Origin of the sequence: Paludibacterium sp. B53371 (assembly GCF_018802765.1) — a bacterium.
Classification (GTDB): Bacteria; Pseudomonadota; Gammaproteobacteria; order Burkholderiales; family Chromobacteriaceae; genus Paludibacterium.
Map to the genome: position 1 here is coordinate 1156595 of NZ_CP069163.1, position 13361 is coordinate 1169955.

A 13361-nucleotide genomic window follows, 5' to 3' on the forward strand; every position below is an offset into this window, starting at 1 on the left:
TCTCATCTATTATTCCCCAACGGCCTCACGGAGATAATCTTCCACCGTCGTTTCGATGCGCTGTTTATCGCTATCGTCTAGCACCAGGAACTCACGGGCTGGAATGTTACTGCCGGGGTGGTTGACCTTGCCAACAGGATGCCCCCCTCCCGCCCAGGCCAGCGCCTTCTTGTTGCGAGGCCGGATCTCATGTGGCTTGGTCTTGCCCCCAAAGTTCTGAATTGCCGCATACTTGACATTGGTTCCCACACCGGCATTATCGTTGTCGCTAAACTCGGTCATACTCCCCGCCAGCCGACCGGATCGTTGCAATATCTTCCCACCCCGGACCTTCTTCTCCAGACGTGCTGCCGACACCTGCCCAGTCTTGGTTAACGCACCGGCTCTGGATAGCCACGAGCCGGGTTTTAATCCCTGCCAAGCTGGCCGACCCTCGCGGGCAAAATTCTCTTCTACTGCATCCGCCATAATGCCCGCTATGGCTCGCATAAGTGACTCGCGGTGAGTCAACGCTTTTTCCACTCGTTTCAATTTCTCGACCACGTCCTGGCTATCAATTTTAATATCAATCATCGGGCCGACTGCTCTAGAAGATATTGTTGAACCAACTCAGGCGGATAACGGCTGAGATCCGGTTGATATGCAGCTTGGCCAGGATTGAAACCGAAGCCGGCATCGCTCATGAAGCGTTTCCCTGTGACCGGGTCATTGAAAGCCACAGCCGGCTTGGTGTTGCCTTGGCGATCTATGGGCTGCTCCACGGTTTCCAGACGACCCTCGCTGCTAGACTCAAACAGTCCCAATTGCTCCATGTCGCGCGCACTGCGGGTGCGCACTCTACAGCGGCAGTTCCAGCCATTGGGCGGGTAGAAGGTGCGCCAGAACGGATCGTCGTAACGGAACACTCTGCCATGTAGGCTGCGGTGCGCCGGTCGCGTGCGGCTATCCATTACCGCCACGTATTCCCAAAACGGCCGTTGCTCAGCGCTGGCCAGTTGAGTTTGGAATCGTCCGGCCATGTAGGCCGATTGCATGTTGGTACGGAAGATAGTTTCCAGGCGGCGAGGATTCAGGCGCTTGCCGTAAATTTCCCCGGTGGCCTGATCGATGATCCTACCTTTTCCCCACCAGCCCTTGGCCTCCAGCAATGGTTGCAGCCGAAGCTGGAAATCGGCCAGCGTCGCGCCGTTTTTCAGCGCATCACTGAGCGCATCACGAATGTCGGTCAGCACGTCCAGCTTGGTGACCCCGGCCACGGTGAACGCCTTGGCATGCGCCTCGGCCCACACGTCCTGCCACTTGAAGCCGATGGCAAATCCCTTGCTCTCGAAGTAGCGGATCGCCTCCTCGGGCGGCAAGCCAATGGCGTAGGACAGGTCAGGTGTTGCCATTCACGCGCCCCCACACGTCGGCAACGAAGATCGCGCGCGCCAACAATTCGGCGATCCCCTTGTCATCCATCGCCGGGTACGCCGTGACCAGGGCTTCGAAGGCATCGTCCGGTGTCGCGCCGCCCCGAATGGCCTGGATCACCGGAGCGAGCAGCGTGTCCATGCCGGCATTGATCGACTCGGCCGGCAGGTTCTCGGCGGCCTGGTCAAGCGTGGCCTGGTCCGGACAGACCACTTCGCCCTGCGCATTTGTCAGCACGGCACGGTAGGTCAGCGCGGCCGGTGTATCCTTCTGTCGCAGCTCGGGCGGCAAGGCCATTTCCGGGCGCGGCGCGACCAGCACCTCGTCGTCATCCTGGGCCTGCGGAATGGCCAGCTTTTCATGCACCCACTTCACCGGCACTTTGACACCCAGCCCAACCAGCTTTGGCAGGGAATCGGCGTACAGCTTGAGATCTTCCGGCTCGCGAGTATCGAACACTAGGCGCGGCAGGCGGTGCGGATCGACCTGCCCAAAGTTGAGCATGGCCAATGGGTACAGCAAGTCGCGCGTCAGCGTACCCTGTAGCTGACGGGCATCGCTCGCGATCAGATCGTGGCGTACCTCGTTATGGACATTACCAAGGGCATTGGTGCTGCTCTTGCCATCGGCCTGGCTGGTCAACGTGCCGCCAAGGATCGCCTTAGACTGAGAACGCTCGCACCAGTCCATCATCGCCTGGAACGGTTCATGGCTGCCCTGCGCGGCATTCTGGAATTCGATCAACATGCCTTCGGGAATGATGCCTGCCGCGTTGTGGCCGATTTCGGCCACCGCGCGCAGCAGGGTGGCCTTCTCTTCCTTGGTCGCGCCGCCAGGGTATTTGCCGACCCGCAACGGTAGTCCATAGATTTCCAGAAACTCGGCCAGATCGCGCACCGAGTAGTTTTTAAACAGGTACGGCCAGGCCAACACGCGATGCAGCCCGGCACGGGTCAGGTAGCCAGACTTGGCGCGATGCTTATGGATCACCCAGCCGAAGGACCACGGCTCGGCCCCCTCGACGCTGCCATCGCGCAGGCGCAAGGCATTGCCGTCATGCGGCAAGGTCTGGAACCAGCGTTGCGGTCGGTGCGTCAGGCTTTGCGGTAACCAGTCGCTGCCGAGGCGTTGCCAGGCGATTTCCAGCGCCGAGAAGCCATGGCCGATACCATCCAGGCAGTCGAGCAGTACATCGTCCAGATCTGCCAGATCGATCAGCCACTCCTGCAGTTGCTCGGCCATCTTTTTTTCAGCGCTACTGGCATCGCGCGGCGCAGCGATACTCCAGTCGAGCGTCAGCAACGCACGCTTGCGCTTGCTCATCTCGGCGAAGATATGCGCGTCCTTTTCCTCCATGTCCGAGAACAGATCCGCCTGGGCGGCCAGATTGCCTTGTTCGGCATCTTCCATGATGCGATGCAACCGCAGCGGGGTGAGGCCGCGCGACGGATGCTCGGCAAACTCGCGCGTCACCCAGCCAACGCGGGCAGTTTGCGGTTCATCCAGCACATCTTGTTGAATCGGCTTGCCGTACTGATCAAGAATTTGCGGCATGTTTGTCACTCCTTACCAGGCTCCGGACGCAAAGCCGCCGAAGCCTTCATCATAGGCACTGCCAGCGCGCGGCACCGGGGTGTAATCGATCTGGCCACCGCCGGACAGCGCGGCGGCCCATAGCATCTGCAGCGCGTCGGGACCATCGTCGTGGTCAGCCAGGGGGAAATGGCGCAGCTGCTCGATCAGCGTGTGCAGACTTGGGTGCAGGCGGATCAGGCCGTTGGCCATGTGGGGTTGCAGCGTCTCGATGCGCAGCAGCTTGTCACCGTGCGGCTGTACCCCACGTGCTGGCACTGGGATGCCGCGCTGCGCCGAGCGCTTGACCAGCTCGGTGCGCATGAACTCCTGGAACTGCACTGACTCGACCAGCCACAGCACGCAACGGTACTCGGCCTGGAAGCTGATCACGTCCGAGATGATGCGGTCGGGCAGACGCTTGCGGATACTGGCCTCGACAACATCCAGGATGCCGGTAAAACGGTTGAAGCCGCCGACCAGAATGGCCGACGGGTCGCGCCGTGCGCCCGCCTTGCCGAGTGAAGGGTCGCATGCGCCGTAGAACACCCACTCGGGCAGCCGATTGACCCAGAAGTGGATGCATTCGGCGAACGGCGCGTCGTCACCGGAAAGCGGGTCGTTCTGCTGCTCCGAGTCGAACGCCGACTTGCCATCTCGCGCGCGCTTCACCATCAGTTTGTAGAACGTGGTGCCGCTTGGCCAGCAGATCGCCACACCCCGATCCATATCCGGCTGGTGCGCTTGGTAGAACGCCAGCGCCTCGTCCGGCCCCTGGCCGAGCAGGATCTCGGTCCAGCGGTCCCACAGGTCCATGTGATCCGGCCAGCGCTCGACCGCGCGGAACTTGGCGCTTTTCCAGAGCGGGTTCTTGATCAGCCGCGCCAACACCGAGTCGTAGTGCAGGATGGTGCCGATGATGAATACGTCGAGGCTGTCGTCGGCCGGGCCGAGCGACAGCAGGCTCTTGGTCACCCAACTGAGCAGCTTGTCGCGTTGCTCGGGGCTGCGCACGTTCTCGTCGTTTTCCAGGTCGTCGCCGATCACCAGATCCGGCCGGTACGGCCCGTGACGGCGGCCACGGATCTTCTTGCCGGAGCCGAACACCTCGACCTTGACGTCGTTGGTGGTCAGGATGGTGCCGACCTGCCATACCCGGCCGCGCCCGGTCGCCTCGGGAAAGTCCAACACCAAACGCGGGTTGAATTCCAGTTCGGCCTTGATCGCCTCCAGCATCGGCCATGCCTGCTCGATGGCGTCCATCACGATCAGTGGGTAATGCTTGCGGCCAGTGACGATGCACCACAGCGTGCCGATCTGGGTCACCAAGGTCGACTTAGCATGACCGCGCGGTGCAGCCACGGCATCATGGTCGCCGACACCGTTGTCGACCACCTCTTGAAAGCGGTCGAACAGATAGTCGTGAACGGTGGCCGGGTCGTGTTTGACGTAGTGCGGGAAATAGGTCAGAGCAAAATAGCGGAAGCTGGCGAACGCCTGCAGGCGGCGCTGCTCACGCGCACTCGGATCGGGGTCGAAGCCGTCGCACTCGGCGTCGATCTGGCGGCGGTACTCAGCGGCCAGTAGCGCGACGTCCTGTAAGAAGTCTTTTCTGGTAACCTTCTTCACTAAATCACCTACGTCAGAACTTGCATTCAAAGGAGTGCCGTAATGGCTTTAAATAGACCTCTGCAGCGCGAACTTCTGTGCCAACTTGCGGAGCACTATCCAGAGCAAGTCGATATTTGTGCTCTTAACTCAACCATAATTAGCTCTGCCCCAGATGAGCTGGACGCAAATCTGACTTACCTCTACGAACATGGGTTAGTGGCTCCTGCGCCGCACTTCGAGTCGCTCTCAAGTACGAATTTTTTTACAGGTCGGTCAGTCCATCCCGTAACAATTACTGCTAAGGGCATGGATTTCCTGGAGGAAGATGGCGGCCTTTCCGCAATTCTCGGTACTGTCACGGTCAAGCTGCACGCAGATACCATCCGCGATATGCTTGAAGCCAAAATCATGTCGTCCACTCTTCCATCCCCTGAGAAAGCGCGCTTTGTCGACACTCTCAAAGCGCTTCCAAGCGAGGCGCTCAAGACTTTCACCAATAAGCTGGTAGAGCTGGCTTGCGAAAATCCGCAGGCAGTTTGGACGACGCTTCAACAGATCGCCAATTAGCCATAGGTTTTAGCCAACTCTTCCCCAAAAGGCTCCAGCACCTCGACGAACGCCTGAGCATGCTTCGGGTACTTCTCTCTGATGAAGCCGGCCAGCTTTTGCACCACCTCCATCGCGGTGGCCAGCTGGCTGGTTTCCGGCAGCACTCGCCGAGAAGCCGCCACGGTCTTGTTGAACGAGTCCGCTAGGCTGGCCAGCATCTGCACCTTCTTCTCGGCCGGAATATCCAAGTTGTCGTTGAGCGCCTCCATCGTCGCCTGGTACTGGGTCAAAAACCCTGCCAAGGCGGCCCGCGCCACGCTCTCGATGCCGTCGCCGGCCAGAATCGCCGCCGCGCGCAGCTTGTCCCAGTCGTCGCCTTCATCCTGCGCTTCACGCTTCCAGCGACTGGCAGTCGACATCGACACCCCACATTGCAGTGCAGCCACCTCCAGCCCGAGCCGGTCGAATATGTACAGGCGGCGGACCTTGTCGCGGGTTTCCGGGGAGTGCGCCATTACAGCAACGCCCGCTTGACCATTTCGACCGCCAGCGCGGTGCCGACTGCAACAATGCCGCCGCTGATCGCACCGACCTTGGCCGCCTGCTGCTCGACATGGCGCAAGCGGCTATCCATGTTGTCCATCCGTTCGTTCAGGCTGGACTGGCTGGCCACGATCATGTCGAGCTTGCCTTCGATACGCCCCAGGGCGCGGGTCAGTTCGGTGTTATCGCCGCTCATCGGGCGTTCCTTTCTTCGTAGTCGTGTTGGCAGGTGACGCAGCGCTTACAACCAGGCGTGCACTGCCGGCGCTTTTCAGGGATTGCCTCGCCACAGTCCATGCAGTGCGAGAGGCCGGCACCGGTGCTCAGCTTGGCCGCCTGCCTAACAAGCGCTTCTTCGCGCTGACGCAGCTCCAGCTCCTGGGCACGGTCGAACATATCGGTCACGGTTTCGCCTCCATGACGGCCGTTGTATGGAGCTGGATGTAGGTGCTTACCTGGGCGTCGAGCTTTTGGCACCACTCGCCGTAGTCGGCGGCATGTTCGAGGAGATCGGCCGGCGGTAGCCCTTCTTCGGTGCCGGTGGTCTGGTGGGCTTGATCAGCATCTCTGGCGTCGGTTGCGGGCAAATCAGTTTCACCGCCGGTCGGGTAGCCGAGGAGTTGCCGGTAAAGCCGCAGGCTGTCAGGGCCAAGGCCAGTAAAACTGGCACCATCCGAGTTAATCGCATTGGGAATCCTCTGCTTGAGTTGGCGTTGCGTGGCTTCAAGTTGCTGTCTGGCTTGCAGCAGCTCCCATGCCACCTTCTGGGCCTGTTCGTTCAACCGCCGATAGGCATCACTGGCGGCAGCTTGTTCAGCCAAGCGCTGCTCGGCAACCTGCTGCATGGCGTGGCTGTGATTGGCGTCAGAGGTAGCGAGTTTTGCCGTATAGATATCTGCCGCACGCCGGTAACCGAATTGCTCTGTGGCGTACAAGCTCGTGCCGATCAGCACGGCAATGACGAGGGGTTTGATCCAGCTAGGCGGTGTCATCATTTGCGGCTCCTTTGGCGGTTGCGCCGCTTGCGACTTGCTCGCTTGGCTGCTGCCGTGCCCGTCTTGCCGGAGCGCGGGGCCGGCCAACAGATCAGCGGTGGAGTGACCGGTCTCTGGGGCGGACGCCGGGAACCGGGCAGTGCCGGATTCGACACAAACAGTCGACACCACCAGCGCCACATGCGTTTGAGGTGATTAAGCATTGCCACCTCCCTTGCCATCGCGCCAGGCGGCGATCAGGCGCAAAGCAGCGGCATAACCGCCGACCAGTCCGAGGTAGATCAACCACGTATCAGCCGTGAGCGTGCCTTTTACGCCCTGGAAAACGAACATGCCGGTTGCCGTAGCACAGGCCACGTTGGCCCACAGCTTGGTGTGGCTCATGCGCCCGGAGTCCGGATTGGAGATCAGATCGGACAGGCGCATTACTGATACCCCTTGGCCAGCTCGAAGTGCGGAAATTCACGGAACTGGGCACGCGGATTGCCGTACCAGTTGAGGCCCAGCGTTTCGCCGATCCGCCCCATGGTTTGCCAGTGCGGGTGGCTAGCGTCCCAGATCGGCTTGCCGCCAATCACCGGAACAACGTCGAACGCGCGCGCGGCCGGCTGGCCCTTGATGGAGAAGTTGTGCGCAGACTGTCCGGCTCGGGCGTTCGTGACACGCGGGCCGGGCTTGGTGCGACCCTGAGCATACAGTTCGTCCTGCTCGGCACCGGAGCGGTAGGTGCAGGTAATGAGCGGCTCTACGCCCGCCGCTGTGCAGCGCGAGAGAAACTCGCGACAGAGCGGCTGCAGGTCGGGGTGGAGATCTTCGATTTGGCGACTGGCCATGACGGCATCCTGTTGAATAGAACACCGTCAGAATAAAAAAGCGCTCCAATTGGAGCGCCGTGAGAAACTTCAGTGTAGCGATACAGGCTTATCCGCCCGTATTAATTATGCTGGTTTGCAAAGCCACCAGGGAACGAACCGCAACCTCATGGCTCGCTCCTACTTGAGTGCGATTGGCCACGTACAAAGCCCCAAACTTTGCAAAGTTTTCCTTGTCCTTTTTCCACTGCTTGCTATCCACTGCACCATAAATCGTAGCGCCTTCCAGTATTTCTAACGGGTTAGCATTTACACTGCTTTTCTTGGCTAGATCCGCAATTCTGAGCGACATATTTGCCGCTTCATCCGGCGTGATGTTGTATTGCTTGGCGGCAAGATCCAGTAGCGATTTTGCGTGAGCCACGGAAGTGTCCTGCTGGCTGATCGGTTTTTCTGCGGCCAAAGCGGCAAACTTGTATGCAAGAGACGGTTCCACTGCTGGTTCGTAGCCAGCCAGCTTAACCTTGAGCGCTTGGTTTTCCGCTTCTAATTTGGCGACTTTATCTTTTTCTCCGCAGCCAACCAACAACAAGGCGACCAATAAAATCGAGAGGTAACGCTTCATGACACTTCCTTGCTTTTTGCAGTGCCAATATCCTAAATCAATTCGACTGGTTTCGTCTCGTTACCCTGATCGGCTTTTAGCGCTGGTTCGGGAGCGCGTCACCACAGGAATAGCACGTCAAGATGCCGGCAGCGTTCGCCACGCCCACATCGGCCAATTTCTCTAGGCTTTTGTCATTTTCAGACAGTTCCCTCTTCCCGATCTGCTTGCACTCAAACAAAATATCGCCTTTTCTCTGGAACGCAACGGGATCAAGGCATGAGAAAGCGTTATTTCGTTACTGATGGTGCCTACACCACGGTAGGAGGAACGGTGTTTGCCAGTGGCGGGGAGTGGCTAAAGAAAATAGAAGGCCGACCGATTGCACTGGAGGGCGATCCTATCTCCTGCCCAAAGTGCGGACGACCCGGCTACATCATGTGTATTGCGCCACGCTTGAATTTCAAGATGGACGGTAAGTTACCGGCGTTGGAGGGCGACTATTGCATTTGCGGCTGCATGCCACCGCCGCAGTTGATGGCCAATCAATCCTTGTCATATCAGGAAGTGGAGAACGGTCCTGAGAGCTCCCTGGGCCATGCCTCGGCTGCCGCCGTTTCAATGTCTGGCAATACGCACAACATTGATGCAGGCCAGCAATACCAGTTCCTCGACAGCGAAACGCAGCAGCCGCTGTCAGGTCGCCACTACGTCGGCAAGGTTGATGGCAGCCCTATCTCTGGCACCACCGACGACAACGGCTTCGCCCACATCGACGCGTCCCAAGGGGCAGCCATTGAACTGCACCTGATTTTCACCTCGCCCAAAGACGCACTACGCCACCAGGAGAGCTAAATGTCGGAACCGCACTATACCGTTACGCACTGGTCGCGTGCTCAAGCACAGCCTGACTACCGGAACAAGCCCGCCCAGGTCGTTACCGTGAATGACCGCGCCGCTACGCGCGAGGCCATCATCACGCTGACTCGGCGCCGTGGCGGGGAGTTTGTCCCTCGTTCGGATTGGGCTGCGCACAAGAGCAAATCCATCGACCTCAAAGACGATTGGGACTATAAGCAAATCGCCATTCATACCGCTGGGCGTAGTTATTCTTGTGGGCCAGGAGCGCTCCAGTTGCAGCAAATCCAAGAGATGCACATGGATAAGAAGGACAAAGCTGACATTGGTTATCACTATGCCATCGACTGCTTCGGGAACGTGTATGAAGGGCGTGATATTCGATTCAAAGGCGAGCATCTGAATGCATATAACACTGGTGTCATCGGTATCGTTCTGCTTGAGAACTTGATGGAATCCAAGGAGGGCAATGACTGGATCGCTACGGTCAAACGAGCCACCAAGGCCATTGTCGGGCTCAAGGAACCGACCGTGCCGTCAGCACAAGAAGAGAGCTTGCTGAGATTCATTAAGGTGCTGCAGGAGTTCTTCAACATCAAAATCCTGGGTGGCCATCGTGAGTTTCCACACCAAGAAGAAGGCGAGGGACACACTTGCCCCGGCAACGTTGGACTTCAATTGGTTAGCCGGTTGCGCTCAGCGACTGGCCTGGCAAAACCAGCAGGCTAACGCCAGAGCGTGATCGCTCCAAATAGACGGCTAACAACGATAGTTCGGCGTTCGAGTTGTTGCTGAATAGCCAGGCAGCGCTGATCGGGGAGCCGCCCGGATGTATTCGGTATCCCCGCCTGGTATTCAAACGACGAGAACCACGACGGATCACCAAAGTCCGGTCCATGCCCTTCTTCGTCGGAAGGAGAGGCATCATATTCTTTTTCAATGTATACAAACCATGCGTCGCTACAGGGAGCGACTGTTGGCGGTTTTGCCATACGTGTCGTGGCGACCACCAGGGAAAACGCTGCCAGCGCGATCAGCGAGAAGGTTATTGTGCGGCGTTTCATTACTATGCGGTGCTCCTGACTTGAAGGGCGATATACTAAAATAACACTGCTTGTCGTGTCTCGTTTCCCTGGTCGGCTTTTTTCAGAACCATCCACACATTCCGCTCGGTCATATGGTAACGCCTGGCCAGTTGGTTTACGGCGTAGACTGCCGTGTGTTGCCGGGTCTCTTGGTCGAATTCAGCCCGGATCATGCGGTCTCGAACCTCCCGCATCGCTGCTGCACAGCGTGGAATCGAGAGCACTTCGCCGCCGAAGTGGCGCGTCAGGATGTCGGCCGCCTCCACCCCGACCACATCGGCCAATGCTTCGAAGCGGATCTGGCCCTCACGGCGCTTGTTTTTGGACACGGGAAAGGTGGTGCCGCCCCAAGCCTCGATCAGCTTCAAAGCCTTGGGCAGGCCGATCAGGGTGGCGATCAGCTTGGCCATCTCGGGCAACAGATGCTGCACTTCGTCCAGGTTCATCCCAAGCTCCTCCCATGCCGTTTGGCGTCATACGTCAACGCCGCCACCAACTTCTGCAACTGTTCGGTATCAAGCCAATCCACCTTGTCCACGGCGAACATCCTCTTGGCCATGGCATCCGCGTAAGTCCAGGGGCGTTTCGCCTCGGCAAGCAATGCTTCGACCTTTCCGACGAGTGCGGTCCGGTTTGCCTTGGGCATCGGCCTGCGACCATGCTTGGGCGATGCCTTTGGCACGAATCCCATGCGCTGCATCTCGGCTAGCACGTCATCCAGTTGCTGCAGCGTCAGTTGGGTGCTGCTCGACTTCCCCGGAGTAATGCGGCCGAGAAGTGACCGATAGCTGTCGTCGGCCATGCCGAGCTGCTGGCGGGCGATGTGCAGTTTGGCGATCATCGCCTTGCGACGGTCGTTCATCATTGGCTCCTGTAGTGCATGCATTCGTGAGCGGCCGGCCGGGTCAGAGGACGGCACTCCTGGTTAGGGTTAATCGGAGCTGGCCGCTCACGGATACATGGTGGTTAAAACACGTTGCGGAGCCTGTTAACGCAGGCTCGACACCGGGTTCTAGGCCTCAACAAAAGCCAATGTGTCCTTTGGGGTTGCTGCTAGCTCGACGCTGTCGCATACCTTGCAAAGGTGGTTGATGGCAGCCTTGCCGCTCCCCCAGTCCGGGAGAAAGAGGGTGACTGAGCCATTGATAAACTTGTCTTGCTTGACCCAGCGCTTACCCATGTGTTTTTCGTACTCCTTGCGTTTCGTGGGGCTGACATTGGGCCTGACGGACTTACGCAAATACTTCTGCTCTGGGTATTCGGTGCCGCCATGCGCCCACTCGAACTTAAAAAAGCCGTCGATGAACGTGCAGACTCGATAAGTCATGGATTTTTTAGTTCGACGCACTTCGAGCGTGATTCTTCGACCATCACAAACCAGCTCGACACGCCCCCAAGGGAAGGACAGGTCTTTGATGGCCTTTTCCTTCTGTTCTGCTGTCAACATCATCTTTACCTCCATTTGGCTGCTCATCAGTACCGGGCCACCACGCCCGGCAGACCGCCTCGCGGCGGTTTCGCATGGGTTAATGCAGTTGGCTGTCCGGCTTTTTGATCAGTACGTGACGGGTGCAGAACGCGTCCAGCAAACCCTTTACCTGGTCAGCGTTACCAGAGGCATGCGCGAGCAGAATCGGGGCGATATCGCGTAAGACCCGCTGCAGCACTGCTTTCTGATTGACCAGCTGAATATCGCGGTCGAGCAGCTGCTCATTGGCCTGGTGCAGTGCCTCGCGCAGTTCCTGGAGGGAGTGGATCTGGTTAGGGTCGATCTGCCTCGCGCCGACCTGCACAGCGATGCCGGCAGTTCCGCCAAACGGGTTTTCGGCGACACCAACCTCTTGTCCGAGGCTGGCCAGTGCACTGCGCAGGAATCCATAAACAAACGACTCGCCATCAATGCTCCGCAGCATGCTGATCGCCGTTGTCGCGACGGCAGACAGGTACTCACTGGCATCTTCGTTCGACAGCTGCGCCGTTTCCGACAGCGTGACCTGCATGGCCTTTTCGGCTGCCTGGGAAATAGTTTGTTGGTTCATTTCCATCTCCTCTGATTGGTTAAACGCTGGCGATATCGAGCGGCACTGCACGGTACTGGTCGGTCTCGCCGACACGCTCATACACGCGGATGTAGCTCTTCGAGCACTGCACCCGTACCGAGTCGCTGAGCGCCGCCATTGCGCGCTGCCATTTCTCGTCCTGGATATCGAGACGGCGCAGCGACAGGATGCGACCGGTGCTGATGTTCCCTTCCTTGTCGACATCGAAAGCGTCGTTGATCAGCGCACGGATCTCGCTGCGCGCCCCCTCGGTCCACTCATGCACGCACTCATCGATCAACGCCTTGGCCGCCTGCAGTCCCTCGTCAAACGTGAGCGTGTCCTGAATAGCCCGCTGCACCTTGAAGCGGCCGTCAAAGCTCACCAGGGAAACGTTGCCCTTGGCTCCGCCGACCTTGGCGTCATAGCGCTCGGCCGACAGTTCGATAAAAGCGCCGATGTCAGCAAATACAGCGGTCTTGAAGTTGGCCAGCGTCGTGCTGACGGCCATGGCCTTTTGCACGATCTCGCCCACCAGTTGGTCACGTTCCATGTCGATGGGCTTGATGGCGTCGATGGGGATCAGTCGACCCTTGGCGTCTTGCTTGTAGCCTTCCGGGATGGTGTTCATGTTTAACTCCTCAGTCCGATTAAACGTTTTACTTTTGCCAGCTCGGCCCGGTTCTTCTGCAGCCGTTCCGGCGTAAAAAACCGTGCTTCTGGTACTGCTTGCGCGAGTTTTGGCACTACTCCCGTCACTGGGGGCGGCTCCGGTACAGGCGTGTCCGGCGGGCGCGGTTCCGGTTGGGGCGGATCTGGATCGGGCAGAGTCTCGGAGGCGAATGCGGCCTGCTCCTCCTGGTAGTCCTCCCAGACGATGCGGCGGGCTTTCTTGCGATCCATGCCCATCCGCACCAGTTGCTCGACCTCCTGCGCCAGGCGCTGCTTGGTCACCACGTCCAGTTCTGGTGTGCTCAATGACCGAACTCCATCCAGACGACGCGGCAGCCGTCCACCATGAATTGCCCTTCGCGGTAAGGGCCGAAATGACTGTTCTGGCCGAAGCTGTAGTAGACCGCCTGCTGATTGGCGATCATTTGTTGGCACTTGGCGCAGGTCTGGATGCGGATAGTCGGACGAGAGGGCGTATCCAGCTCGACCGACACCACGGCCAGACCGCGCTGGCTCAGCTTCTCGATGGCGGCGGCGACTTTCAGCGTGGCGGCCTGCAGCACGGCATTGAACGGCGGGCGATGTTGCTGAATGGCTTGCGTTTGCAT

At 59.0% G+C, this 13361-nt stretch carries 22 protein-coding genes and 1 other RNA gene; 3 read left to right on the forward strand and 20 right to left on the reverse strand.

The genetic code is table 11. From position 1 onward, the window contains the following. Nucleotides 1-9: 9 nt before the first annotated feature. Genes JNO51_RS05555 through terL form a run of 4 tightly spaced genes read right to left on the reverse strand, consistent with a single transcriptional unit; the run spans nucleotide 10 to nucleotide 4614 of the window. Complete coding sequence (locus JNO51_RS05555; protein WP_215782023.1) at nucleotides 10-573, reverse strand: phage virion morphogenesis protein; 564 nt, start codon at nucleotides 571-573, stop codon at nucleotides 10-12. Next, the gene (locus JNO51_RS05560) at nucleotides 570-1391 is read right to left on the reverse strand and encodes a phage minor head protein (RefSeq protein ID WP_215782024.1); all 822 of its coding nucleotides are present in this window, start codon (nucleotides 1389-1391) and stop codon (nucleotides 570-572) included. Before JNO51_RS05560 ends, JNO51_RS05555 begins: the two co-directional genes overlap by 4 nt. After that, nucleotides 1378-2967 (reverse strand): DUF935 domain-containing protein, encoded by a 1590-nt coding sequence (locus JNO51_RS05565; protein ID WP_215782025.1) that lies wholly within the window; start codon nucleotides 2965-2967, stop codon nucleotides 1378-1380. Before JNO51_RS05565 ends, JNO51_RS05560 begins: the two co-directional genes overlap by 14 nt. Nucleotides 2968-2979: 12 nt before the next feature. Further along, entirely contained in the window at nucleotides 2980-4614 is a 1635-nt protein-coding gene (gene terL / locus JNO51_RS05570) for a phage terminase large subunit (protein WP_215782026.1), read from the reverse strand. 42 nt (nucleotides 4615-4656) lie between these two features. Between terL and JNO51_RS05575 the strand changes: the two genes are divergently transcribed. Next, a complete protein-coding gene (locus tag JNO51_RS05575) occupies nucleotides 4657-5163 on the forward strand; it encodes a hypothetical protein (RefSeq protein WP_215782780.1) in 507 nt (168 codons plus the stop codon). On the opposite strand, the gene JNO51_RS05580 is transcribed toward JNO51_RS05575, so the two are convergent. From JNO51_RS05580 to JNO51_RS05610, 7 genes are all read right to left on the reverse strand, one after another. Beyond that, entirely contained in the window at nucleotides 5160-5660 is a 501-nt protein-coding gene (locus tag JNO51_RS05580) for a DUF1804 family protein (protein ID WP_215782027.1), read from the reverse strand. The genes JNO51_RS05575 and JNO51_RS05580 overlap by 4 nt on opposite strands. Next, a complete protein-coding gene (locus tag JNO51_RS05585; RefSeq protein WP_215782028.1) occupies nucleotides 5660-5884 on the reverse strand; it encodes a hypothetical protein in 225 nt (74 codons plus the stop codon). Before JNO51_RS05585 ends, JNO51_RS05580 begins: the two co-directional genes overlap by 1 nt. Next, nucleotides 5881-6084: a TraR/DksA family transcriptional regulator gene (locus JNO51_RS05590; protein ID WP_252346227.1), complete on the reverse strand. Its 204-nt coding sequence runs from the start codon at nucleotides 6082-6084 to the stop codon at nucleotides 5881-5883. The genes JNO51_RS05585 and JNO51_RS05590 overlap by 4 nt, the downstream gene beginning before the upstream one ends. A 5-nt stretch (nucleotides 6085-6089) precedes the next feature. Beyond that, entirely contained in the window at nucleotides 6090-6683 is a 594-nt protein-coding gene (locus JNO51_RS05595; protein WP_215782030.1) for a hypothetical protein, read from the reverse strand. Between the two features lie 195 nt (nucleotides 6684-6878). Then, nucleotides 6879-7109 (reverse strand): hypothetical protein, encoded by a 231-nt coding sequence (locus JNO51_RS05600; RefSeq protein WP_215782031.1) that lies wholly within the window; start codon nucleotides 7107-7109, stop codon nucleotides 6879-6881. Further along, nucleotides 7109-7516 (reverse strand): M15 family metallopeptidase, encoded by a 408-nt coding sequence (locus tag JNO51_RS05605; RefSeq protein WP_215782032.1) that lies wholly within the window; start codon nucleotides 7514-7516, stop codon nucleotides 7109-7111. Before JNO51_RS05605 ends, JNO51_RS05600 begins: the two co-directional genes overlap by 1 nt. Nucleotides 7517-7604: 88 nt before the next feature. Beyond that, nucleotides 7605-8120 (reverse strand): hypothetical protein, encoded by a 516-nt coding sequence (locus JNO51_RS05610; protein ID WP_215782033.1) that lies wholly within the window; start codon nucleotides 8118-8120, stop codon nucleotides 7605-7607. Nucleotides 8121-8378: 258 nt separating this feature from the next. Between JNO51_RS05610 and JNO51_RS05615 the strand changes: the two genes are divergently transcribed. Together JNO51_RS05615 and JNO51_RS05620 are read left to right on the forward strand one after the other, a co-directional pair. After that, complete coding sequence (locus JNO51_RS05615) at nucleotides 8379-8954, forward strand: PAAR domain-containing protein (RefSeq protein ID WP_215782034.1); 576 nt, start codon at nucleotides 8379-8381, stop codon at nucleotides 8952-8954. Beyond that, nucleotides 8955-9686 (forward strand): N-acetylmuramoyl-L-alanine amidase, encoded by a 732-nt coding sequence (locus tag JNO51_RS05620; protein ID WP_215782035.1) that lies wholly within the window; start codon nucleotides 8955-8957, stop codon nucleotides 9684-9686. Here JNO51_RS05620 and JNO51_RS05625 read toward each other — a convergent pair. The 9 genes from JNO51_RS05625 to JNO51_RS05665 all read right to left on the reverse strand — a co-directional run bounded on the left by JNO51_RS05625 (nucleotide 9683) and on the right by JNO51_RS05665 (nucleotide 13361). Further along, entirely contained in the window at nucleotides 9683-10021 is a 339-nt protein-coding gene (locus tag JNO51_RS05625; RefSeq protein WP_215782036.1) for a hypothetical protein, read from the reverse strand. The genes JNO51_RS05620 and JNO51_RS05625 overlap by 4 nt on opposite strands. Nucleotides 10022-10056: 35 nt before the next feature. Continuing rightward, complete coding sequence (locus JNO51_RS05630; protein ID WP_215782037.1) at nucleotides 10057-10488, reverse strand: Mor transcription activator family protein; 432 nt, start codon at nucleotides 10486-10488, stop codon at nucleotides 10057-10059. Beyond that, a complete protein-coding gene (locus JNO51_RS05635) occupies nucleotides 10485-10904 on the reverse strand; it encodes a gp16 family protein (protein ID WP_252346195.1) in 420 nt (139 codons plus the stop codon). The genes JNO51_RS05630 and JNO51_RS05635 overlap by 4 nt, the downstream gene beginning before the upstream one ends. A 150-nt stretch (nucleotides 10905-11054) precedes the next feature. Beyond that, nucleotides 11055-11492, reverse strand: a complete 438-nt coding sequence (locus JNO51_RS05640; RefSeq protein ID WP_215782039.1) for a hypothetical protein — start codon at nucleotides 11490-11492, stop codon at nucleotides 11055-11057. 10 nt (nucleotides 11493-11502) lie between these two features. Continuing rightward, an RNA gene (locus tag JNO51_RS05645) (hammerhead ribozyme type II) lies at nucleotides 11503-11565 on the reverse strand. Nucleotides 11566-11568: 3 nt separating this feature from the next. Then, nucleotides 11569-12081: a hypothetical protein gene (locus JNO51_RS05650; RefSeq protein WP_215782040.1), complete on the reverse strand. Its 513-nt coding sequence runs from the start codon at nucleotides 12079-12081 to the stop codon at nucleotides 11569-11571. A gap of 19 nt (nucleotides 12082-12100) precedes the next feature. Then, entirely contained in the window at nucleotides 12101-12712 is a 612-nt protein-coding gene (locus JNO51_RS05655) for a DUF3164 family protein (protein ID WP_215782041.1), read from the reverse strand. A 2-nt stretch (nucleotides 12713-12714) separates the two neighbouring features. Next, the gene (locus tag JNO51_RS05660) at nucleotides 12715-13059 is read right to left on the reverse strand and encodes a hypothetical protein (RefSeq protein WP_215782042.1); all 345 of its coding nucleotides are present in this window, start codon (nucleotides 13057-13059) and stop codon (nucleotides 12715-12717) included. Beyond that, nucleotides 13056-13361 carry a hypothetical protein gene (locus JNO51_RS05665; protein ID WP_215782043.1) on the reverse strand — a complete coding sequence of 102 codons (306 nt, stop codon included), beginning with the start codon at nucleotides 13359-13361 and terminating at the stop codon, nucleotides 13056-13058. The genes JNO51_RS05660 and JNO51_RS05665 overlap by 4 nt, the downstream gene beginning before the upstream one ends.

What these genes read in the sequence shown, in the direction of transcription:
- JNO51_RS05580 (WP_215782027.1), bottom strand. Translation starts at nt 5,660, where the DNA reads ATGGCGCACTCCCCGGAAACCCGCGACAAGGTCCGCCGCCTGTACATA.
- JNO51_RS05575 (WP_215782780.1), top strand. Translation starts at nt 4,657, where the DNA reads ATGGCTTTAAATAGACCTCTGCAGCGCGAACTTCTGTGCCAACTTGCG.
- JNO51_RS05630 (WP_215782037.1), bottom strand. Translation starts at nt 10,488, where the DNA reads ATGAACCTGGACGAAGTGCAGCATCTGTTGCCCGAGATGGCCAAGCTG.
- JNO51_RS05595 (WP_215782030.1), bottom strand. Translation starts at nt 6,683, where the DNA reads ATGATGACACCGCCTAGCTGGATCAAACCCCTCGTCATTGCCGTGCTG.
- JNO51_RS05610 (WP_215782033.1), bottom strand. Translation starts at nt 8,120, where the DNA reads ATGAAGCGTTACCTCTCGATTTTATTGGTCGCCTTGTTGTTGGTTGGC.
- JNO51_RS05605 (WP_215782032.1), bottom strand. Translation starts at nt 7,516, where the DNA reads ATGGCCAGTCGCCAAATCGAAGATCTCCACCCCGACCTGCAGCCGCTC.
- JNO51_RS05650 (WP_215782040.1), bottom strand. Translation starts at nt 12,081, where the DNA reads ATGAACCAACAAACTATTTCCCAGGCAGCCGAAAAGGCCATGCAGGTC.
- JNO51_RS05615 (WP_215782034.1), top strand. Translation starts at nt 8,379, where the DNA reads ATGAGAAAGCGTTATTTCGTTACTGATGGTGCCTACACCACGGTAGGA.
- JNO51_RS05600 (WP_215782031.1), bottom strand. Translation starts at nt 7,109, where the DNA reads ATGCGCCTGTCCGATCTGATCTCCAATCCGGACTCCGGGCGCATGAGC.
- JNO51_RS05585 (WP_215782028.1), bottom strand. Translation starts at nt 5,884, where the DNA reads ATGAGCGGCGATAACACCGAACTGACCCGCGCCCTGGGGCGTATCGAA.
- JNO51_RS05640 (WP_215782039.1), bottom strand. Translation starts at nt 11,492, where the DNA reads ATGATGTTGACAGCAGAACAGAAGGAAAAGGCCATCAAAGACCTGTCC.
- JNO51_RS05560 (WP_215782024.1), bottom strand. Translation starts at nt 1,391, where the DNA reads ATGGCAACACCTGACCTGTCCTACGCCATTGGCTTGCCGCCCGAGGAG.
- JNO51_RS05665 (WP_215782043.1), bottom strand. Translation starts at nt 13,361, where the DNA reads ATGCAAACGCAAGCCATTCAGCAACATCGCCCGCCGTTCAATGCCGTG.
- JNO51_RS05620 (WP_215782035.1), top strand. Translation starts at nt 8,955, where the DNA reads ATGTCGGAACCGCACTATACCGTTACGCACTGGTCGCGTGCTCAAGCA.
- JNO51_RS05625 (WP_215782036.1), bottom strand. Translation starts at nt 10,021, where the DNA reads ATGAAACGCCGCACAATAACCTTCTCGCTGATCGCGCTGGCAGCGTTT.
- JNO51_RS05565 (WP_215782025.1), bottom strand. Translation starts at nt 2,967, where the DNA reads ATGCCGCAAATTCTTGATCAGTACGGCAAGCCGATTCAACAAGATGTG.
- JNO51_RS05590 (WP_252346227.1), bottom strand. Translation starts at nt 6,084, where the DNA reads ATGTTCGACCGTGCCCAGGAGCTGGAGCTGCGTCAGCGCGAAGAAGCG.
- JNO51_RS05555 (WP_215782023.1), bottom strand. Translation starts at nt 573, where the DNA reads ATGATTGATATTAAAATTGATAGCCAGGACGTGGTCGAGAAATTGAAA.
- JNO51_RS05655 (WP_215782041.1), bottom strand. Translation starts at nt 12,712, where the DNA reads ATGAACACCATCCCGGAAGGCTACAAGCAAGACGCCAAGGGTCGACTG.
- JNO51_RS05635 (WP_252346195.1), bottom strand. Translation starts at nt 10,904, where the DNA reads ATGAACGACCGTCGCAAGGCGATGATCGCCAAACTGCACATCGCCCGC.